Genomic DNA, 20,018 nt, shown 5'->3' with positions numbered 1-20,018 from the left:
TCCCCCGCGTTCGGCGTAGTGTCTCCGCCCCTACTGCAGTGGCCCCGCCGCCCCTTCGGCGGCGGCCACCACCGCGCCGGACTGCACCAGCGCCACGGCAGCCGTCAGCTCCGGCGCCAGGTAGCGGTCGGGGCCGGGACCGGCGACGTGCCGACGCAGCAGCGCGACCACGGCACCGGTGGCGGGCGAGGGGGTCAGCGGGCTGCGCATGTCGATGCCGCGCGCCGCGGTGAGCACCTCCACGGCCAGTACGCGACCGAGACCGTCGATCGCGCGGCGCAGCTTGCGCGCCGCGGACCACCCCATCGACACGTGGTCCTCCTGCATCGCCGAGGACGGGATCGAGTCGGCGCTCGCCGGTGCCGCCAGCCGCTTGAGCTCCGAGACGATCCCGGCCTGCGTGTACTGGGCGATCATGTGGCCGCTGTCGACGCCGGGGTCGTGGGCCAGGAACGCGTTGAGCCCGTGATTGCGGGCCACGTCCAGGAAGCGGTCGGTACGGCGCTCGCTGATGCTCGCCAGATCGGCCACGGCGATGGCGAGGAAGTCGAGCACGTAGGCCACCGGTGCGCCGTGAAAATTGCCGTTGGACTCGACCCGGCCGTCCGGGGTGACGACGGGATTGTCGATGACACTGGCCATTTCGCGCTCCGCGACGGCTAGCGCATGCGCGGCGGTGTCCCGACCCGCCCCGGCCACCTGCGGTGCGCAGCGCAGCGAATACGCATCCTGCACGTATGTGCAGTCGGGGGTCTGATGGCTGGCGACGATCGCCGAGTCGGCCAGCAGCGCCCGGATGTTCGCCGCCGACGCGGCCTGCCCGGGGTGCGGCCGCAGCTGCTGCAGGTCCTCGGCGAACACCCGGTCGGTGCCCAGTTGACCCTCGACGCTCATCGCCGCGGCGATGTCGGCGACGCGGAACAGGTTGTCCAGGTCTGCGAGCGCGAGGATCAGCTGTCCGAGCATGCCGTCGGTGCCGTTGATGAGCGCGAGCCCTTCCTTCTCGGCGAAGACGACGGGTTCCAGGCCGTGGGAGACCAGCGCGCCGGCGCTGGGCTGCAGCGCACCGTCCCGATCACGGACGTGCCCCTCCCCCATGACCGCGAGTGCGACGTGTGCCAGCGGAGCGAGATCGCCGGAGCAGCCCAGACTTCCGTACTCGTACACCACCGGGGTCAGCCCGGCGGACAACAGGTTGGCGTAAGCCTGGGCTGTCTCGCGACGCACCCCGGTACGCCCGCTGGCGAGTGTCGAAAGCCGCAACAGCATCATCGCGCGCACCACCTCGCGTTCCACCTCGGCGCCCGAGCCCGCGGCGTGCGAGCGAATCAGACTGCGCTGCAGGGCCGTCCGCATGTCCAGCGGAATGTGCCGGGTGGCGAGTGCCCCGAACCCGGTCGAGACCCCGTACACCGGCGTCGGATCGGCGGCCAGCGCCTCGATGTGGCGGCGGCTCTGCTCGATCGCGGTGACCGCGTCGTCGGCGAGCACGACGGGAGCGTCGGCCCGGGCGACCGCGACGACGTCGTCGAAGCTGACGGGACCGATGCCGACGGTGACTGTCATGTGCGCAAACCTAGGGCGTGCGGCCCCGGTTCCGGACCGGCCCCCGGGGAGTTAGTGTCTCGGATCTCAGACACCCGGCGCGTCGAACCAGCCCTCCGGGCCGTGCCCGGACAACGCCGCGGTCAGCTCGCTCGCGGCCGTGCGGACCGCGTGCACCAGATCCGGGTGCGATGCCCGGGTGTGGTCCTGGCGCCACGTCACGCTGATCGCGGCACAGGGGCGGCCCGAATGATCGAAGGCGCAGGCCGCCACGGACTGCAGCCCCGCGGTGACGAGCCCGATCTCCTCGGACCACCGCTGCCGTCGCTCCGCGGCGAGCACCCGCCGGAGCTCGGGCAGCGTGGCCGGGCCCTGGCCGGTGCGGTCGACGAACCCGCGTGTCGACGGGAACAGCGCCCGCACCTGCGCCGCCGACAGGTGCGCCAGCAGGGAGCGCCCGTTGGCGGTGAGGTGCGCGGGCAGTCGGACGCCGACGTCGGTGACCAGCGTGACCGGAATCCGGGCCACGGCGGGTTGCTCCTTGAGCAGGTACAGGCTTTCGGCGCCGTGCAGGACGCCGAGGTGCGCGGTCTCGCCGACCTGGGCGACCAGGCGCCGCAGCACCGGGCGGGCGAGGAGCTCCAGCGGCTCGTGGCGCAGGTAGGCCGACCCGATCTCGAAGGCGGCCATGCCCAGCCCGTAGGTGCGCCGGTCGGGGAAATGCACGACGAATCCGCGCGCGATCAGCACGTCGAGCAGGTGGTAGGTCGACGAGCGCGGGATCCTGAGGTCGCGGGCCACCGCGGCACCGGACACCGGACCGGGCTTACCCGCGAGGTACAGCAGCACGTCCAGGGCTCGGCCGACGGCGGGTGAGGTGCTCGACATCGGCGGCCCCTCCACGTCTCGGATACGAGACACTAGCCGCTGGAATGCTCTGGAGCAATGGTGCGCGGTCGGGTGTGCTGGACGCCATGGGAACCACGACGTCGTCATCGCCGCGCCCCGTGCGTGCGCCGCGGGGTAGCGAGATCACCTGCAAGGGCTGGCAACAGGAGGCCGTGTTGCGGATGCTGATGAACAACCTCGATCCGGAGGTCGCCGAGCATCCCGACGAACTCGTCGTCTACGGCGGCACCGGGCGCGCCGTGCGCAGCTGGGAGGCGTTCGACGCGATCGTCGCCACGCTGCGCACACTCGAGGACGACGAAACCATGCTGGTGCAGTCCGGTAAGCCGGTCGGCGTGTTCCGCACCCACGAGTGGTCGCCGCGGGTGTTGATCGCCAACTCCAATCTCGTTGGCGACTGGGCGAACTGGGAGAAGTTCCGCGAGCTCGAGGCGGCCGGGCTCATGATGTACGGTCAGATGACCGCGGGGTCGTGGATCTACATCGGCACCCAGGGCATCCTGCAGGGCACCTACGAGACGTTCGGCGCCGTCGCGCGCAAGCGGTTCGACGGCACACTCGCCGGCACGATCACGCTGACCGCCGGCCTCGGCGGTATGGGCGGCGCGCAGCCGCTGGCCGTCACGATGAACTCCGGCGTCGCGATCTGCGTCGACTGCGACCCGAGTCGGATCCGGCGCCGCATCGAACAGCGCTACCTCGACACCAGCGCCGAGTCGATCGACGACGCGCTGCGCCTGGCCGTCGAGGCCCGCGACGCGGGGCGGCCGCTGTCGATCGGACTGCTCGGCAACGCCGCGGAGATCTTTCCCGAATTCCTCGACCGGGGCGCGCCCATTGACATCGTCACCGATCAGACCTCGGCGCACGACCCGTTGTCCTACCTGCCGATCGGGGTCGCGTTCGAGGACATGAAGACGATGGCCGACAAGGACGCGGCCTGGTTCACCGAGCAGGCGCAGGCCTCGATGGCCACGCACGTCGCGGCGATGGTGGGCTTCCAGGACAAGGGCGCGGAGGTCTTCGACTACGGCAACTCGATCCGTGACGAAGCCCGCAAGGCCGGCTACGACAGGGCCTTCGACTTCCCCGGCTTCGTGCCGGCCTACATCCGTCCGCAGTTCGAGGAGGGGCTCGGCCCGTTCCGCTGGGTGGCGCTCTCCGGTGATCCGAAGGACATCGAGGTCACCGATCGCGCCGTGATGGAGCTGTTCCCGGACAACGAGCACCTGCGCCGCTGGCTCACCATGGCCGGGGAGAAGGTGGCGTATCAGGGCCTGCCCGCACGCATCTGCTGGCTCGGCTACGGCGAACGCCACCGCGCGGGCCTCAAGTTCAACGAGCTGGTGGCGTCGGGGGCGGTGTCCGCGCCGATCGTGATCGGCCGGGACCACCTGGACTCGGGGTCGGTGGCGTCCCCGTACCGCGAGACCGAGGCGATGCTCGACGGGTCCGACGCCATCGCCGACTGGCCACTGCTCAACGCCCTGGTGAACACCGCCTCGGGAGCCTCGTGGGTGTCGATCCACCACGGCGGCGGGGTCGGCATGGGTCGGTCCATCCACGCCGGCCAGGTGTGCGTCGCCGACGGATCCGCGCTCGCCGCCCAGAAGCTCGAGCGCGTGCTGACCAACGATCCCGGTATGGGCGTCATCCGCCACGTGGACGCGGGCTACGAGTACGCCACCCGGGTCGCCGCGGAGCGAGGGGTTCGAATCCCGATGCAGGACAGCCGAGATGACGTTTGACGGCCTGTGGAACTCGATTCTCGACATTGGCCGTGACCCCGCCGGCGGTTACCGCCGGTTCGCCTGGACCACCGCCGATCTGACGCTGCGCGAATGGTTCACCGGCGAGGCGGCCCGTCGCGGGATGACGGTCGAGGAGGACCGCAACGGCAACGTCTGGGCGTGGTGGATGCCGGCCGGCTGGATCGGCGATCCCGTGGGCGCCTTCGTCACCGGTTCCCATCTGGACTCCGTGCCGGGTGGGGGCGCGTTCGACGGACCGCTGGGCATCGTGTCGGCGTTCGCCGCGATCGACGACCTCATCGGTCGCGGGGTCAGCCCGCGGATCCCGGTGGCGGTCGTCGCCTTCTCCGACGAGGAGGGCGGCCGGTTCGGCGTGGCCTGCGTCGGATCCCAGTTGTCCACCGGTGCCGTCACGGCCGAGCGCGCGCTGAACCTGCGCGACGCGGACGGCATCACACTGGCCGAGGCGCTGCGGGCCGCGGGCAGGGATCCCGAACACGTCGGCGTCGACCCGCGGCTGGTCGAGCGGGTCGGTGTCTATGTCGAGTTGCACGTCGAGCAGGGTCGCGCACTGGATCTGATGGATCGCCCCGTCGCCGTGGCCTCGGCGATCTGGCCGCACGGACGATGGCGCTTCCGGTTCCGCGGCGAGGGCAACCACGCGGGCACCACGCGACTGGTCGACCGGCGTGATCCGATGCTGGCATTCGCCTCGACGGTGCGGGCGGCCCGCGACCGGGCCACCGTGCACGATGCCGTCGCGACGTTCGGCAAGCTCGCCGTGACGCCCAACGGCGCCAACGCGATTCCGTCGCAGCTGGAGGCCTGGCTGGACGCGCGGGCCGCCGACGAGGACACACTGGCCGCGATGGTCGAGGCGATCGCCGCCGACGCGTCCGCTTTCGCCGAGGGCGACCGGATCTCAATGGAGGTCGACGTCGAATCCGTCAGCCCGGCCGTGGTCTTTCCCGATCAGCCGCGGGAGCGCATCGTGCGCGCGCTCGTGGGGCTCGGCGACGTCCCCGTGCTGCCGACGCAGGCCGGGCACGACGCCGGGGTGCTGTCGGCGACGGTGCCGACAGCGATGCTGTTCGTGCGCAACCCGACCGGGATCTCGCATTCCCCCGACGAGTACGCCGAGATCGCCGACTGCAGGCTGGGAGCCCACGCCCTGGCCGACGTGATGGCCGACTGGGTGACCGGGTGAGCGGCGCGTGGTGGTGTGAGCACGCCTGGGTCGACGGTCGCGTCGCCGATGGTGTGCTCGTCACGACGACCGACGGCGTGATCGACGCCGTCGACACCGATCGGGCTCCCACCGGTACATGCCTGCAGGGCTTGGTGATTCCCGGTCTGGCCAACGCGCATTCGCATGCCTTCCACCGCGCGTTGCGGGCCCACACCCAGCGTGGCGGCGGTTCGTTCTGGACGTGGCGCGAGGCGATGTACCGCATCGCCGACCGCCTCACCCCGCAGAGCTACCTGGAGCTGGCCCGCGCGGTGTACACCGAGATGGCATCGGCGGGTATCACCGCGGTCGGCGAGTTCCACTACCTGCACCACGGCCCCGGCGGCGTGCCCTACGCCGACCCCAACGAGATGGGCCGGGCGCTGATCTCCGCGGCCGCCGACGCCGGTGTCCGGCTCACGCTGCTCGACACCTGTTATCTGACGGCGGGACCGGCCGGCGAGCCCCTCGACGGTCCGCAGCTGCGGTTCGGTGACGGCGATGCCGACCGGTGGGCCCAGCGAGCTGATGCGCTACGGTCGGCCACCGAGGACGAACCACACGTATTCGTCGGCGCGGCAGTGCATTCCGTCCGCGCCGTGCCCGCCGAACAGCTCGCGCGGGTCGCGTCGTGGGCGCAGGCGTACGACGCGCCGCTGCACGTGCATTCCAGCGAGCAGGTCGCCGAGGTCGAGCAGTGCCTGGCCGTGTACGGCTGCACGCCGACCGCGCTGCTGCGCGAGCACGGCGTGTTGGGGACGCGCACGACCGCGGTGCACGCGACGCACCTGACCCGACAGGACATCGCCGATATGCGGGCCACCTCCACCGGCACCTGCTTCTGCCCCACCACTGAGCGCGATCTGGGCGACGGAATCGGGCCCGCCCCAGCACTACTCGAAGGACCGGGCCCGTTCAGCCTGGGCACCGACAGCCACGCGATGATCGACCTCCTCGAAGAGGCGCGGGCCGTCGAACTCGACGAACGGCTCGCCGGCCGTCGCCGCGGCACGATTCCCGCGGCTCGACTGCTCGACGCCGCGACCGTCGGCGGCCAGCAGGCGCTGGGCTGGACGACCGCGGGCCGGCTCGAGCCCGGCGCGCGAGCCGATCTGGTGGCCGTCGACCTCGCGTCGGTGCGCACGGCGGGCGGCGGCGCCACCGCCGAGAACGTCGTGTTCGCCGCGTCGGCCGCCGACATCACCGACGTCGTCGTCGACGGGCGTACCGTCGTCACCGACCGGCGCCACCGCCTCGATGCCGGGCGCGCCCTGGCAGAGATCATCGGGGAGATGTGGTCGTGACCGTTCTGTACGACGACATCGGCGAGCTCGTCACCAACGACCCGGCCGCCGGGGACGGCAGCCCCCTCGGCGTCATCACCGGGGCCGCGCTGCTGGTCGACGGTGACCGCATCGCCTGGGTGGGACCGAAACATGAAGCGCCCGGCGCAGATCGACGCGTCGACTGCGGCGGCACGAGCGTGATGCCCGGCTTCGTCGACAGCCACGCCCACCTCGTCTTCGCCGGCGACCGGTCCGCCGAGTTCGCCGCGCGCATGGCGGGCCGGCCCTACGACGGCGGGGGCATCGCCGCCACGGTCGCGGCCACCCGCAGCGCCTCGAACGGGGCACTGTCGGCGAATGTGGCAAGGCTCGCGGCCGAATTGCGCCGCGGCGGCGTCACCACGTTCGAGACCAAGAGCGGCTACGGCTTGACCACCGTCGACGAGCAGCGCAGCCTCGAGCTGGCCACGTCGGTCACCACCGAGACCACGTTCCTCGGCGCCCATGTGGTCCCACTCGAATACCGCGACGATCGCGACGCCTACGTCCGGCTGGTGGCGGGCGACATGCTGGCGGCGTGCCGGGAGTATGCCCGCTGGATCGACGTGTTCTGTGACCGCGGCGCATTCGACGTCGACGAGGCCCGGTTCATCCTGAAGGCAGGCGTCGACGTCGGACTGGTGCCCCGCCTGCACGCGAGCCAGCTGGGCCCCGGCGACGGGATCCGGCTGGCCGTCGAACTCGGGGCGGCGTCGGTGGACCACTGCACCTACGCCACCGACGCCGACATCGACGCCCTGGCCGCCGGCGACACGGTCGCCACGCTGCTGCCGGGTGCCGAATTCTCCACGCGCGCACCGTGGCCCGATGCCCGCCGATTCCTGGACGCGGGCGTCACGGTGGCTCTGGCCACCGACTGCAACCCGGGTAGCTCGTACACCACGAGCATGGGCTTCTGCATCGCGGTGGCCGTGCGGGACATGGGCTTCACCCCCGCCGAGGCCCTCTGGGCGGCGACCGCGGGGGGCGCCAGGGCTCTGCGACGCGACGACATCGGCGTGCTCGCCGCCGGGAAACGCGCGGACCTCGTCCGCCTCGACGCCCCCTCCTACATCCACCTGGCCTACCGGCCCGGCGTCCCGCTCGTCGGCGACGTCGTGCGCGGCGGCGTCGGGGACTGACGCGCGGCCCGGGCGATCCGCTCGGCCACGACGCGCACCGCCTCGACGACCTCGGGCGGTTCCAGCACCTCGAAGTCGCAGCCGGGCAGCGCCAGCCACGGCACCATCCGCTGCGGGTCGTCGGCCCCGGCGGTGAGGATGCATGCGTCCGGACCGTCCGGCTCGATGTGCACCGAAGCCGTCGAAAAGCACTGCGCCACAATGTCATGCGGTGCCGAATAACGCACCCGGGCCACGTAGGGGTAGGGCGAGGAGCTGATCGCCCGGCGCACGTAGGACGCGGCGTCGGGCGCCTCGCGCGGGGTGAACGTGGTGCCGTGGGCGCGCACGTCGGACATCCGGTCCAGCCGCAGGCTGCGCCAGTCCGACCGGTCCCGGTCGTAGCAGAGCAGATACCAGCGCCGTCCCGTCGTCACGAGCTGGTAGGGCTCGACACGGCGGTGCGTGACGTTGCCGTGCAGGTCGACGTAGCCGGCGGTGACGTGCTCGTGGTCGCGGCTGGCCCGGGCGAGGGTCATCAGGACGTCCGGCTCGACCGGGGTCTCGGTGGGGGTGCCCAGCGTCACGGTCGTCTGGTGCACGGCCGCGACCTGCGAGCGCAGCCGCGCGGGCATCACCTGGTCGAGTTTGGACAGTGCGCGCAGCGCCGACTCCCCCACCCCGGCGACGCTGCCGCCCGCGGCGACGCGCAGGCACACCGCCATCGCGACCGCTTCGTCCGGGTCGAGCAACAGCGGGGGCAGCGCGGCCCCGGCGCCCAGCCGGTAGCCGCCGCCGACGCCGGTGCTGGCGTGCACGGGATAGCCGAGCTCGCGCAGCCGGTCGACGTCGCGGCGCACGCTGCGGGTGGTGACGCCGAGCCGCTCGGCCAGCTCCTCGCCGCTCCACACGCGGCGGGCCTGCAGCAGGCCGAGCAGCTGGAGCACCCGGCCGGTCGTTTCCGACATGCCGCCATCCTGCCCCACATTGAGGACAGAAACTGTCCGCATCGGGTGCGACAGTGACATCCATGAGCATCGATGTGGTGTCCGAACTGGCCGAACAGCTCGATCTGCACTGGCGGTCCCAGTTGCGGCCCCGCCTGGACGGCCTCGCCGACGACGAGTACTTCTGGGCGCCGGTGCCCGGCTGCTGGACCGTGCACCGCGACGGCGGCATCGATTTCGCGTTCCCGGCGCCCCGACCCGAGCCCGTCACCACGATCGCGTGGCGAATGGCGCACGTCATCGTCGGCGTACTCGCAATGCGCAACCACGCGCACTTCGGCGGACCGCCGGCCGACTACCAGAGCTGGTCCTACGCCACCGACGCCACCACGGCTCTGACTCAGCTCGACGACGCCTACCGGCGCTGGATCGAGGGGGTGCGGGGCCTGGACGAGGCACGGCTGGCGCAACCGGTCGGACCCGCCGAGGGACCGTGGGCACAGGCGCCGATGATCACGCTCGTCTTGCACATCACCCGCGAAGTCATCCACCACGGAGCCGAGATCGCGCTGCTGCGTGACCTCTACACCCACACCCACCCGAAGGAGAGCTGACATGGCCGCCATGCCCCCACCCATCGCCGACGAACGCGCCGGTCTGCGGGAGTACCTCACCGCGCAGCAGCACGCGTTCCACGCGATCGCGTTCGGGCTCACCGACGAACAGGCCCGCGCCACGCCGTCGGTGAGCGCGCTGTCGATCGGCGGGCTGATCAAACACGTCACCACGTGTCAGCGCGGGTGGATGGAACGCGTCGCCGCCGCCCCCGAGGCCGTCGCGGACGACAGCCGCCCGATGGAGGAGAGGGCCGCCGACTGGGAGGACGAGTTCAGGATGCGCGAGGACGAGACGCTCGCCGACGTGTTGGCGGCGTTCGACGCCCAGAATGCCGAGACGATCCGGCTGGTCGAGACGGCCGACCTCGGCGCGGCGGTGCCGGTGCCGCAGGACGCGCCGTGGTTCCCCAGGGACGTGGCGGCGTGGTCGGTGCGGTGGGTGTTCTTCCACATGATCGAGGAGCTGGCCCGCCACGCCGGACACGGCGACATCATCCGCGAGAGCATCGACGGCGCCACGCTCTACGAGCTGCTCGCGGGTGTCGAGGGCTGGCCGGAGACGGACTGGCTCAAGCCGTGGACGCCGGCCGTCACGCCGTAGTCAGCGCAGCACCAGCTGCAGCGCGTAGTCGACGACGACGTCGAGATCGTCGCCGAGGTGTCCGGCGAGCCACTGCTGGGCCAGTTCGGCCATCGCGCCGGTGTACATCGCGGCGCCGACCATGGCGGCGACGGGGTCGGTGTCGGGATGCAGCCGCCAGCCCTCGGTCAGCACGGCTTCGCGCAGCAGGTCCTGGGTCGCGGCGCGGCGCGCGGTCAGCACCGGGTTGGCGCGCGCGTCGGTGAACAGGACGCGCCCGCGCCGCGGATCGACGGAGCTGAACTCCAGCACCGCAGCCATCCCGGCCCGGGTGCGCGCCCGCAGCGACTCCCCTGCCGTGGCCATCGCCGCGCCGACCGCCTGCGCGAGTTCGGCGCTGACGCGGTCGTACACCGCGCCGAGCAGGTCGTCGAGGTCGGCGAAGCTCTCGTAGAAGTAGCGGGAGTTCAGCCCGCTCTCCCGGCACACCGAGCGGACGGCGAGCGCGGCCTCCCCGCCGTCGCCGAACAGCCGGTAGGCGGCGTCGACCAGCAGCTCGCGCCGCTCCGCGCGGCGGTCGGTGAGCGGGACGCCCGCCCACCGGGTGGGACTCGACACCCGGTCAGCCTAAGCCGCGCCGGCCCGGTTCTGGTCACATCCGTCGCCAAACTGTATTCTGGCCACACCTGTGACCACATTGGAGGATGCGATGTTCCTGCCGCACCAGCTCGTCGGCCAGATGCTCAATCAGCGTTTCGACCAGGACGTGCGGCGCCGCTTCTTCAAGGGCATGGAGTTCGCCGCGCCCGTCGGGGATCCCGGCTGGTTCGGGCCGGGCAGCGCGGTGTGGCATGTGCACTCCCACATGCACGCGCTGATCTTCGGCCTGCAGTGCGCGGCCTTCCTCGAGCGCCTCGACCCGTCGATCTACTGGATGGGCGTGCACCACTCCCGGCTCGTTCGCGACGACACCCGCGACGACCCGATGCCGCAGATCGACCCGAAGGGCGCGCTGACCCGGCTCGGACATTCGGTCGCGTTCTTCATCGGGACGGCGTACGGCTCCACCGAGACGGCCGAGCGGCTGGCCACCGCGGTGCGCTCGATGCACCACACCATCAAGGGCACCCGCCCCGACGGCGCGCGCTATGACGCCGACGATCCCGAGTGGCTGCGCTGGAACTACGCGACCGTGGTGTGGGGGATCGCCACCGCGCACGAGCTGTACCATCCGAACCCGTTGCGCGGCAACAAGATCGATCGTTACTACGGCGAGTTCGTGCGGGTCGGGCACGCGCTGGGCGGAACCGACCTGCCGACCACCAAGGCCGAGACGCTGGACTGCCTGAAGTCCTATCTGCCCAAGCTCGCGGTCACCTACGGCACCGCGATGGCGACGGGACCGCATCTGCCGCTGCCGCAGGCGGCGCTGAACTGGGCCGTCCGCGACACCATGCCGTCGTGGGCGCAGGGGCTGATCCAGCACAGCAACCCGAACATCGTCGAGCGCACCGCCCGGCGCGCGCTGGTGTGGTCGATCATCAACGGCGTCCATCTCGCCGCGGGTGCGGCGCCGGAGTTCGAGCAGGCCAAGGCGCGGGTCGCGGCGGGGACGACCGTGCCGCACACCCTGCCGACCTATCGGCCGGGCACCGACCCGGTGCGCACCCGCGAGGAACTCGAGGACGCGTTCGCCTGAGCCCCCGCGGAATAGCGTTCCTGGCTGCTGCAGCGCAGGAATCGCGACCAGGAATGCGCTTCCGCGGCAAGTGGGCCACTGTGACCCGGTGCACACATTTTTTCGCCGACCGGGGCTTTTTGGGACACTGCTGATATGAGCACCACGCGGAAAGCCGACAACAGCCAACATCGCGAGGTTGCCAGACTCGACCGGGTCCCGCTGCCGGTCGAGGCGGCCCGCATCGGAGCCACCGGGTGGCAGATCACCCGCACCGGCGCGCGCGTCGCCGCGAAACTGACCGGTCGCGGCTCCCTGCAGCAGAAGATCGTGAAGCAGATCCCGCAGACCTTCGCCGACCTGGGCCCCACCTACGTGAAGTTCGGGCAGATCATCGCGTCCAGCCCGGGCGCCTTCGGCGAACCGCTGAGCAGGGAGTTCCGCAGCCTGCTCGACCGGGTGCCGCCCGCGGACCCGAAGGAGATCCACAAGCTGTTCGTCGAGGACCTCGGCGACGACCCGGCCAACCTGTTCAAGACGTTCGACGAGACACCGTTCGCCTCGGCGTCGATCGCGCAGGTGCACTACGCGACGCTGCACAGCGGCGAGGAGGTCGTGGTGAAGATCCAGCGGCCGGGCATCCGCCGCCGGGTCGCCGCGGATTTGCAGATCCTCAAGCGCGGCGCGCGGCTGGTCGAGTTAGCCAAGCTGGGCCAGCGGCTGTCCGCGCAGGATGTGGTCGCCGATTTCGCCGACAACCTCGCCGAGGAACTCGACTTCCGGCTCGAGGCGCAGTCGATGGACGCGTGGGTAGCCCACATGCATGCGTCCCCGCTGGGCGCCAACATCCGGGTGCCCCAGGTGTACTGGGATCTGACCAGTGCGCGGGTGCTGACGATGGAACGCGTGCAGGGCACCCGCATCGACGACGTCGCGGCGATCCGCAAGAAGGGCTTCGACGGCACCGAGCTGGTCAAGGCGCTGCTGTTCAGCCTGTTCGAGGGCGGGCTGCGGCACGGCCTGTTCCACGGCGACCTGCACGCGGGCAACCTCTATGTCGACGACGACGGCAAGATCGTGTTCTTCGACTTCGGCATCATGGGCCGCATCGATCCCCGCACCCGCTGGCTGCTGCGTGAGCTGGTGTACGCGTTGCTGGTCAAGAAGGACCACGCGGCCGCGGGCAAGATCGTCGTGCTGATGGGCGCTGTGGGCACCGTCAAACCGGAGGCGGAGGCCGCCAAGGACCTGGAGAAGTTCGCGACCCCGTTGACGATGACATCGCTCGGCGATCTGAGCTACGCCGAGATCGGCAAGCAGCTCTCCGCGCTCGCCGAGGCCTACGACGTCAAGCTGCCCCGGGAGCTGGTGCTGATCGGCAAGCAGTTCCTCTATGTCGAGCGCTACATGAAGCTGCTCGCACCCTCGTGGCAGATGATGAGCGACCCCTCCCTGACGGGCTACTTCGCCAACTTCATGGTGGAAGTGTCCCGGGAACATTCCGCCGACGAGCGCTTGCGCGAGGAGCAGACAACCGAGGAGCTGGACGCCTGATGCAGGTCCGCACCGGTACCGCCCCGTCCGGCGAGATCGGCATCCACTACGAGGACATGGGCGATCCGGGCGACCCGGCGGTCGTGCTGATCATGGGCCTGGGCGCGCAGATGATCTTCTGGCGCAGCGGGTTCTGCGAGAAGCTGGTCAACCGGGGCCTACGGGTCATCCGCTTCGACAACCGCGACGTCGGGCTGTCCGGCAAGCTGCCCGGCCACCACTCCGGCGCGCCGCTGCTGCCGCGGATGGCGCGGTCGTTCGTCGGGCTGGCCAGCCCGGCGGCCTACACGCTCGAGGACATGGCCGACGACGCGGCCGCGCTGCTCGACCACCTCGACATCGACCGAGCGCATGTGGTCGGTGCGTCGATGGGCGGCATGATCGCCCAGGTGTTCGGGGCGCGCCACCACGCGCGCACCAGGAGCCTCGGCGTGATCTTCTCGAGCAACAACCAGGCGGCGCTGCCCCCGCCCGGCCCGCAGCAGCTGCTCGCGGTGCTGGGCAAGCCGGCCGGCAGCGACCGCGACGCGATCGTCGACAATGCGGTCCGGGTCACCAAGATCATCGGCAGCCCCGGCTTTCCCCGCCCTGACGACGTGATCCGCGCCGAGGCCGTCGAGGGCTATGACCGGTCCTACTACCCGGCCGGCGTCGGCAGGCAGTTCGCGGCGATCCTGGGCAGCGGCAGTCTGCGCCGCTACAACCGGCAGACCACCGCGCCGACCGTCGTCATCCACGGCAAGGCGGACAAGCTGATGCGGCCCTCGGGCGGGCGCGCCATCGCGCGCGCGATCCCCGGCGCCCGGCTGGTGCTGTTCGACGGCATGGGTCACGAGCTTCCCGAACCACTGTGGGACGACATCGTCGGCGAACTCGAGACGACGTTTGTCCAGGCCATGTGACCTGCGTCTCCGTCAATTCACAGTTTTCCGAAAAGACGTAGCATGCCTGTCGGGCACGCGTGACCGCCGTTTCAGGAGAACCTCTTCGGGCAGCGTCCCCAAGGAGCCACTCATGGCCTCGACCAAAAAACAACTGAAGCCGCATTTCGACGACGTCCAGGCGCATTACGACCTGTCCGACGAGTTCTTCCGGCTGTTCCTGGACCCGTCGCAGATGTACAGCTGCGCGTACTTCGAGCGCGACGACATGACGCTCGAGGAGGCTCAGCGCGCCAAGGTCGACCTCGCGCTGGGCAAGCTCGGTCTCGAGCCGGGCATGACGCTGCTCGACGTCGGGTGCGGCTGGGGCTACACGATGATGCGGGCGATCGAGCGTTACGACGTCAACGTCATCGGCCTGACGCTGAGCGAGAACCAGAAGGCGCACGTCGAGCGGATCTTCGCCGAGTCCGACAGCCCGCGGACCAAGGAGGTGCGGCTCGAGGGTTGGGAGAACTTCGACCAGCCCGTGGACCGCATCGTCTCGATCGGCGCCTTCGAGCACTTCGGCAAGGACCGCTGGGACGACTTCTTCGCCACCGCCTACCGGGTGCTGCCCGACGACGGCGTGATGCTGCTGCACACCATCACCGCGCTGACGATCCCGCAGATGATCGAACGCGGCATTCCGCTGACGTTCTCCGTGGCGCGGTTCATCAAGTTCATCCTCACCGAGATCTTCCCCGGCGGATACCTGCCGACCATCGAGCTCGTCGGCGAGCACGCGGGCAAGGCCGGGTTCACGCTGACCCGCGAACAGTCACTGCAGCCCCACTATGCGCGCACGCTCGATCTCTGGTCGGCCGCGCTGCAGGAACACCGGGACGAGGCGATCGCCGTCCAGTCCGAAGAGGTCTACGACCGGTACATGCACTACCTGACCGGGTGCGCGGACTCGTTCCGCAAGGGATACACCGACGTCAACCAGTTCACCCTGGTCAAACAACCCGTCTGAGCGGATTGGATCGGGCGACCGGCCACCAGATAGGCTGGTCGCCCGAGAAGCGTGTTTGCAGCAAGGCAGGGCCGCGCTTCGGTACGGTCGTCGCAACCGCACCATCTCATGAAGCACACGAAGTAGAGGGACGTAGAGAGACATGTCTGACCAATCCACCGGCACGAAGGATATGACTCCTCATTTCGAGGACATCCAGGCTCACTACGACCTGTCGGACGACTTCTTCGGCGTCTTCCAGGACCCGACCCGCAAGTACAGCTGCGCCTTCTTCACCGGTCCTGACGTCACGCTGTCGGAAGCTCAGATCGCCAACGTCGACCAGCACCTCGACCGGCTCGACCTGAAGCCGGGCATGACGCTGCTCGAGGTCGGCTGCGGCTGGGGCCTGACGCTGCAGCGGGCGATGGAGAAGTACGACGTCAACGTCATCGGCCTGACCCTGTCGAAGAACCAGAAGGCCTATTGCGACCAGCTGCTGGCCAAGCTCGACACCGAGCGCACCTTCGACGTCCGTCTCGAAGGCTGGGAGCAGTTCCACTCCCCCGTCGACCGGATCGTGTCCATCGAGGCGTTCGAGCACTTCGGCTTCGAGCGCTACGACGACTTCTTCAAGATGTGCTTCGAGGTGCTCCCCGAGGACGGCCGCATGACGATCCAGAGCAGCGTGGGGTACCACCCCTACGACCTGGCCGCGCGCGGCAAGAAGCTCACCTTCGAGCTGGCCCGGTTCATCAAGTTCATGCTCACCGAGATCTTCCCCGGCGGCCGTCTGCCCACGACGCAGATGATGGTCGAGCACGGCGAGAAGGCCGGCTTCGTGGTCCCCGAGACGCTGTCGCTGCGCAACCACTACATCAAAACCCTGGGCATCTGGGCCGACCGGCTGGAGAGCAACAAGGAGACGGCCATCGCGGCCACCGACGAGGAGCACTACCAGCACTACATGCGGTACCTGAAGGGTTGCCAGTACTACTTCATCGACGAGTCGATCGACGTCAGCCTGGTCACCTACCTGAAGTCCGGTGCCGCTGCCTGACCTGTACGCACAAAAATCCCCCGGGCCTCGGCCCGGGGGATTTTTGTTAGCTGCGTTTTCGTCGTTGACCGCGCCGAGCGCGGTCTGCGGTGCTACGTTGCTGCGCGGGGGTGCTTCTCGGCCACCACTTCGGGGTTCACTGGGGGATGCGACCCCCGAAGTCCGGCCCGCGCACCTGAGCCCCCGTTCGTGGGGGGCGGCGGTTCGGGTCAGGCCGGACGGTTGCGGTGGTCGAGAAGCACTCCTGGGAGGCCTATTCCTCCGTGCCTACTCCTCGCGCCAATGGTCGGATCCGGCTGGCGCCTACTCCTCCGTGAAGTTCCGGGTCACCGCCGGGTCCACCGGGATGCCCGGTCCGGTGGTCGTCGAGACGACGACCTTCTTCAGGTAGCGGCCCTTCGACGACGACGGCTTGGCGCGCAGGATCTCGTCGAGCGCGGCGCCGTAGTTCTCCACCAGCGACTTCTCGTCGAACGACGCCTTGCCGATGATGAAGTGCAGGTTGGCCTGCTTGTCGACGCGGAAGTTGATCTTGCCGCCCTTGATGTCGTTCACGGCCTTGGTGACGTCCGGGGTCACGGTGCCGGTCTTGGGGTTCGGCATGAGGCCGCGGGGGCCGAGGATGCGGGCGATGCGGCCGACCTTGGCCATCTGGTCGGGCGTGGCGATCGCGGCGTCGAAGTCGAGGAACCCGCCCTGGATCTTCTCGATCAGGTCGTCGCTGCCGACCACGTCGGCGCCGGCGGCCACTGCCTGCTCGGCCTTGTCACCGACGGCGAACACCGCGACGCGGGCGGTCTTGCCGGTGCCGTGCGGCAGGTTCACGGTGCCGCGCACCATCTGGTCGGCCTTGCGCGGGTCGACGCCCAGCCGGATCGCGACCTCGACGGTGGCGTCCTGCTTCTTCGAGCCCGTCTCCTTGGCCAGCTTCGCGGCTTCCAGCGGCGTGTACAGCCGGGTCTTGTCGACCTTCTCGGCGGCTTCCTTGTAGGCCTTGCTGTTCTTGCTCATTGTTCTCTCCTGTGTTCAGAGTCAGTGGTTGACGAGCCGATGCCAGCTCTCCCACGGATTACTTCGTCGATCCTGCGCTCAGGGCGGTCCGTCGCCGGATCCCGCTGCCCTCACCGCAGTCTCAACGTGAGATCACGCCGTCTTATTCGACCGTGATCCCCATCGACCGGGCGGTGCCGGCGATGATCTTGGCGGCCTGATCGATGTCGTTGGCGTTCAGGTCTTCCTTCTTGGTCTCGGCGATCTCGCGCACCTGATCCCAGGTCACCTTGGCGACCTTGGTCTTGTGCGGTTCACCCGAACCCTTCTGCACTCCGGCGGCCTTGAGCAGCAGCTTCGCGGCAGGCGGCGTCTTCAGCGCGAACGTGAAGGTGCGGTCTTCGTAGACCGTGATCTCCACGGGGATGACGTTGCCGCGCTGCGACTCGGTCGCCGCGTTGTAGGCCTTGCAGAACTCCATGATGTTCACGCCGTGCTGGCCGAGCGCGGGACCGACCGGCGGGGCGGGGTTGGCCTGCCCGGCCTGGATCTGCAGCTTGATCAGCCCGGCGACCTTCTTCTTCGGGGGCATGGTTGCGTGCGTTCCTTCTTCTTTCTCGTGGGCTTCCTCGCGGCCGAGGGGCCCGGCTTAAATCTTGGCGACCTGGTTGAAGGTCAGTTCGACAGGCGTCTCGCGGCCGAAGATCGACACCAGCACCTTGAGCTTCTGCTGTTCGGCGTTGACCTCGCTGATCGAGGCCGGCAGCGTCGCGAACGGGCCGTCCATGACGGTGACGGACTCGCCGACCTCGAAATCGACCAGGATCTCGGGGCGCTCCATCGACGCCTCGGAGGACGCGGCCGCGCCGGCCGTGCTCTTGGCGGGCTTCTTCGCGGCCGCGGGCGGCAGCAGGAACTTCACCACGTCGTCGAGCGACAGCGGCGAGGGCCGCGAGGTCGCGCCGACGAAACCGGTCACGCCGGGGGTGTTGCGCACCGCGCCCCACGACTCGTCGTTGAGCTCCATGCGGACCAGGATGTAGCCGGGCAGCACCTTGCGGTTGACCTGCTTGCGCTGGCCGTTCTTGATCTCGGTGACCTCTTCGGTGGGCACTTCCACCTGGAAGATGTAGTCGCCGACATCGAGGTTCTGCACGCGGGTCTCGAGGTTGGCCTTCACCTTGTTCTCGTAGCCGGCGTAGGAGTGGATGACGTACCAGTCACCCGGCTTGAGGCGCAGCTCCTTCTTGAGCGCGACGGCCGGGTCTTCTTCCTCGTCGGACTCGGGGGCCGGCGCCTCGGCGGCGTCGTCGGCCTCCGCGGCCTCGTCGGTGATGTCCAGGGGCGCATCCTCGACCGCTTCGGCCGCGGTGCTCTCGTCGAGGTGCTCGGCGGCCTCGTCAGCGATCACGACCGCCGGATCGGCCGCTTCGGCGCGCGCCTCGGACACGCTCGCGGCAGTGTCGCCGTCGAAGCTAGTCACGTGTCAGTCCTCTCTCAGATGTCATTGCGTGGCGTGGGCCGACTCAGGTCAGCCGAACACCAGCGTCACGAGCTTGGCCAGGCCCAGGTCGACCCCGCCGATCAGCGCCACCATGAACACCAGGAAGACGAGCACGACCGTGGTGTAGCTGACCATCTGCTTGCGGTTCGGCCAGATGACCTTGCGCAGCTCGGCGACGACTTCCTTCAGGTAATTGAAGATGAAGACGAACGGGTTGCGGGACGGGCCGTCCTTGGGCTTCTTGGCGGTCTTCTTCTTCGCCTTCGGGCCCTTGCCGTCGTCCTTGCCGCCGGAGCTGTCGGTCTCGGGCTCCGTGTCGGTGTCCTCGGTGTCGACCTCGGCCACCGCCCCGCGCCGCGACCGCTTGCCAGTGGGTCGCAGCGGGCGCGTCACGACCGCGGTCTGCGCGCGCGCGTCACCGCCGTCGGTCTCCGCGCCGCTGTCGGTGCCTGCGGAGCTGGCACCGTCGCGCTCGTCGCTCACCGCGTGCTCCCTCGTGATCGTCCGGTTGGTGGGTCACTGTCCAGTATCCAGAACCGGCCAGCGGGCCCACGTGTCGAGTATTCAGTTGAGCAGGGGCGACAGGACTTGAACCTGCAACCTGCGGTTTTGGAGACCGCTGCTCTGCCAGTTGAGCTACGCCCCTAGAGGGTTCCCTGCAGGGCCCACACAATTCGCGCGCTCCCCGTTCGGTGACACAACCCCGACGGACAGCGCGCTCAACTGGGAAAACCCCGAGGACCGAGTGTAGCGTGCCGCAGGTCCGAGTTACTAATCCGTTCCGGCCTGCGCGGGCTCGTCGGCGACGTCGTCACCGATGTCGTGCACGACGGGCTTGCGCATCACCTGACCCGTCTCGGGATCCCACCCAGCTGAGATCGAATTCTCGCCGCTGTGGCCCATCAGCGTCGTGAACGACTCCATGACCAGCTCGCCGTGCTGATCGATCAGCGTGTTGCGGGTGGTGACGATGTCCGCGCCGAAGCGTTCGTCGACGCTGACGACGTACAGCGTTCCCTCCAGTTCGTCGCCCGCCTTGATGGGCCGGTGGAACTCGAACTTCTGGTCCACCTGAACGATCTGCAGGGTCTCGAAGCCGAGGTCGTTGTGCTGGAAGAAGTGCCGTTGGATCATCACCGCGAAGATGGACATGAACGTCGGGGGCGCGATCAGCGCCTCGTGACCCGCCGCCCGCGCCGCCTCCAGGCTGTGGCTCGTCGCGTCGTACGACTTGACCGCATTGGCGTACTGCCGGATCTGCTCGTGCCCCACCACGTAGGGCTCGGGGTACTTCCAGACCATGCCCCTGATGTCGATCTTGAGTGCCATGTGTG

General features: G+C 69.5%; 20 protein-coding genes and 1 tRNA gene. 11 read left to right on the top strand and 10 right to left on the bottom strand.

The window, feature by feature from the left end:
• Positions 1-30: 30 nt before the first annotated feature.
• Both hutH and MCHUDSM44219_RS04135 read right to left on the bottom strand, forming a co-directional pair.
• Positions 31-1,566, bottom strand: coding sequence for a histidine ammonia-lyase (gene hutH / locus MCHUDSM44219_RS04140; RefSeq protein ID WP_048416964.1), 1,536 nt, complete (start codon positions 1,564-1,566; stop codon positions 31-33).
• A gap of 66 nt (positions 1,567-1,632) precedes the next feature.
• The gene (locus tag MCHUDSM44219_RS04135) at positions 1,633-2,433 is read right to left on the bottom strand and encodes an IclR family transcriptional regulator (protein WP_048416963.1); all 801 of its coding nucleotides are present in this window, start codon (positions 2,431-2,433) and stop codon (positions 1,633-1,635) included.
• 86 nt (positions 2,434-2,519) lie between these two features.
• On the opposite strand from MCHUDSM44219_RS04135, the gene hutU reads away from it, so the two are divergent.
• The 4 genes from hutU to hutI are packed head-to-tail and all read left to right on the top strand — an operon-like array spanning position 2,520 to position 7,900.
• The gene (hutU, locus tag MCHUDSM44219_RS04130) at positions 2,520-4,202 is read left to right on the top strand and encodes a urocanate hydratase (RefSeq protein WP_048416978.1); all 1,683 of its coding nucleotides are present in this window, start codon (positions 2,520-2,522) and stop codon (positions 4,200-4,202) included.
• Entirely contained in the window at positions 4,192-5,412 is a 1,221-nt protein-coding gene (locus MCHUDSM44219_RS04125; RefSeq protein ID WP_048416962.1) for an allantoate amidohydrolase, read from the top strand. The genes hutU and MCHUDSM44219_RS04125 overlap by 11 nt, the downstream gene beginning before the upstream one ends.
• Entirely contained in the window at positions 5,409-6,737 is a 1,329-nt protein-coding gene (locus tag MCHUDSM44219_RS04120; protein WP_082162032.1) for a formimidoylglutamate deiminase, read from the top strand. Before MCHUDSM44219_RS04125 ends, MCHUDSM44219_RS04120 begins: the two co-directional genes overlap by 4 nt.
• Positions 6,728-7,900 carry an imidazolonepropionase gene (gene hutI / locus MCHUDSM44219_RS04115; RefSeq protein WP_236695342.1) on the top strand — a complete coding sequence of 391 codons (1,173 nt, stop codon included), beginning with the start codon at positions 6,728-6,730 and terminating at the stop codon, positions 7,898-7,900. Before MCHUDSM44219_RS04120 ends, hutI begins: the two co-directional genes overlap by 10 nt.
• On the opposite strand, the gene MCHUDSM44219_RS04110 is transcribed toward hutI, so the two are convergent.
• Positions 7,843-8,847, bottom strand: coding sequence for a helix-turn-helix transcriptional regulator (locus tag MCHUDSM44219_RS04110; RefSeq protein ID WP_048416960.1), 1,005 nt, complete (start codon positions 8,845-8,847; stop codon positions 7,843-7,845). The genes hutI and MCHUDSM44219_RS04110 overlap by 58 nt on opposite strands.
• Before the next feature lie 62 nt (positions 8,848-8,909).
• Here MCHUDSM44219_RS04110 and MCHUDSM44219_RS04105 point away from each other — a divergent pair, with 62 nt between their 5' ends.
• Together MCHUDSM44219_RS04105 and MCHUDSM44219_RS04100 are read left to right on the top strand one after the other, a co-directional pair.
• Positions 8,910-9,440 carry a DinB family protein gene (locus MCHUDSM44219_RS04105; RefSeq protein WP_048416959.1) on the top strand — a complete coding sequence of 177 codons (531 nt, stop codon included), beginning with the start codon at positions 8,910-8,912 and terminating at the stop codon, positions 9,438-9,440.
• Between the two features lies 1 nt (position 9,441).
• Entirely contained in the window at positions 9,442-10,044 is a 603-nt protein-coding gene (locus tag MCHUDSM44219_RS04100; RefSeq protein ID WP_048416958.1) for a DinB family protein, read from the top strand.
• Here MCHUDSM44219_RS04100 and MCHUDSM44219_RS04095 read toward each other — a convergent pair whose 3' ends face one another.
• Entirely contained in the window at positions 10,045-10,641 is a 597-nt protein-coding gene (locus MCHUDSM44219_RS04095; protein ID WP_048416957.1) for a TetR/AcrR family transcriptional regulator, read from the bottom strand.
• A 91-nt stretch (positions 10,642-10,732) separates the two neighbouring features.
• On the opposite strand from MCHUDSM44219_RS04095, the gene MCHUDSM44219_RS04090 reads away from it, so the two are divergent.
• The 5 genes from MCHUDSM44219_RS04090 (at position 10,733) to MCHUDSM44219_RS04070 (ending at position 16,190) form a co-directional block, all read left to right on the top strand.
• Positions 10,733-11,722 carry an oxygenase MpaB family protein gene (locus tag MCHUDSM44219_RS04090; protein ID WP_048416956.1) on the top strand — a complete coding sequence of 330 codons (990 nt, stop codon included), beginning with the start codon at positions 10,733-10,735 and terminating at the stop codon, positions 11,720-11,722.
• Positions 11,723-11,857: 135 nt separating this feature from the next.
• Positions 11,858-13,255 carry an ABC1 kinase family protein gene (locus MCHUDSM44219_RS04085; RefSeq protein ID WP_048416955.1) on the top strand — a complete coding sequence of 466 codons (1,398 nt, stop codon included), beginning with the start codon at positions 11,858-11,860 and terminating at the stop codon, positions 13,253-13,255.
• Positions 13,255-14,157, top strand: coding sequence for an alpha/beta fold hydrolase (locus tag MCHUDSM44219_RS04080; protein WP_048416954.1), 903 nt, complete (start codon positions 13,255-13,257; stop codon positions 14,155-14,157). Before MCHUDSM44219_RS04085 ends, MCHUDSM44219_RS04080 begins: the two co-directional genes overlap by 1 nt.
• A gap of 112 nt (positions 14,158-14,269) precedes the next feature.
• Positions 14,270-15,151, top strand: coding sequence for a cyclopropane mycolic acid synthase family methyltransferase (locus tag MCHUDSM44219_RS04075; protein ID WP_048416953.1), 882 nt, complete (start codon positions 14,270-14,272; stop codon positions 15,149-15,151).
• Positions 15,152-15,293: 142 nt separating this feature from the next.
• Positions 15,294-16,190 carry a cyclopropane mycolic acid synthase family methyltransferase gene (locus MCHUDSM44219_RS04070; protein WP_048416952.1) on the top strand — a complete coding sequence of 299 codons (897 nt, stop codon included), beginning with the start codon at positions 15,294-15,296 and terminating at the stop codon, positions 16,188-16,190.
• A gap of 303 nt (positions 16,191-16,493) precedes the next feature.
• Here MCHUDSM44219_RS04070 and rplA read toward each other — a convergent pair whose 3' ends face one another.
• The 6 genes from rplA to hadC form a co-directional block, all read right to left on the bottom strand.
• Positions 16,494-17,201: a 50S ribosomal protein L1 gene (rplA, locus tag MCHUDSM44219_RS04065; RefSeq protein WP_048416951.1), complete on the bottom strand. Its 708-nt coding sequence runs from the start codon at positions 17,199-17,201 to the stop codon at positions 16,494-16,496.
• Between the two features lie 142 nt (positions 17,202-17,343).
• Positions 17,344-17,772: a 50S ribosomal protein L11 gene (rplK, locus tag MCHUDSM44219_RS04060; protein WP_043405614.1), complete on the bottom strand. Its 429-nt coding sequence runs from the start codon at positions 17,770-17,772 to the stop codon at positions 17,344-17,346.
• Between the two features lie 57 nt (positions 17,773-17,829).
• The gene (gene nusG, locus MCHUDSM44219_RS04055; protein ID WP_048416950.1) at positions 17,830-18,663 is read right to left on the bottom strand and encodes a transcription termination/antitermination protein NusG; all 834 of its coding nucleotides are present in this window, start codon (positions 18,661-18,663) and stop codon (positions 17,830-17,832) included.
• Positions 18,664-18,711: 48 nt separating this feature from the next.
• A complete protein-coding gene (gene secE, locus MCHUDSM44219_RS04050; protein ID WP_048416949.1) occupies positions 18,712-19,167 on the bottom strand; it encodes a preprotein translocase subunit SecE in 456 nt (151 codons plus the stop codon).
• Between the two features lie 90 nt (positions 19,168-19,257).
• Positions 19,258-19,330 (bottom strand) — tRNA-Trp (locus tag MCHUDSM44219_RS04045).
• Positions 19,331-19,455: 125 nt separating this feature from the next.
• Entirely contained in the window at positions 19,456-20,013 is a 558-nt protein-coding gene (gene hadC / locus MCHUDSM44219_RS04040; RefSeq protein WP_048416948.1) for a (3R)-hydroxyacyl-ACP dehydratase subunit HadC, read from the bottom strand.
• Between the last annotated feature and the right edge of the window lie 5 nt (positions 20,014-20,018).

The sequence above is a fragment of the Mycolicibacterium chubuense genome (assembly GCF_001044255.1).
GTDB classification, from domain to species: Bacteria; Actinomycetota; Actinomycetes; order Mycobacteriales; family Mycobacteriaceae; genus Mycobacterium; species Mycobacterium chubuense.
The sequence above is the reverse complement of the archived record's forward strand: the minus strand, read 5'-3'. Positions and strand labels throughout refer to the sequence as shown.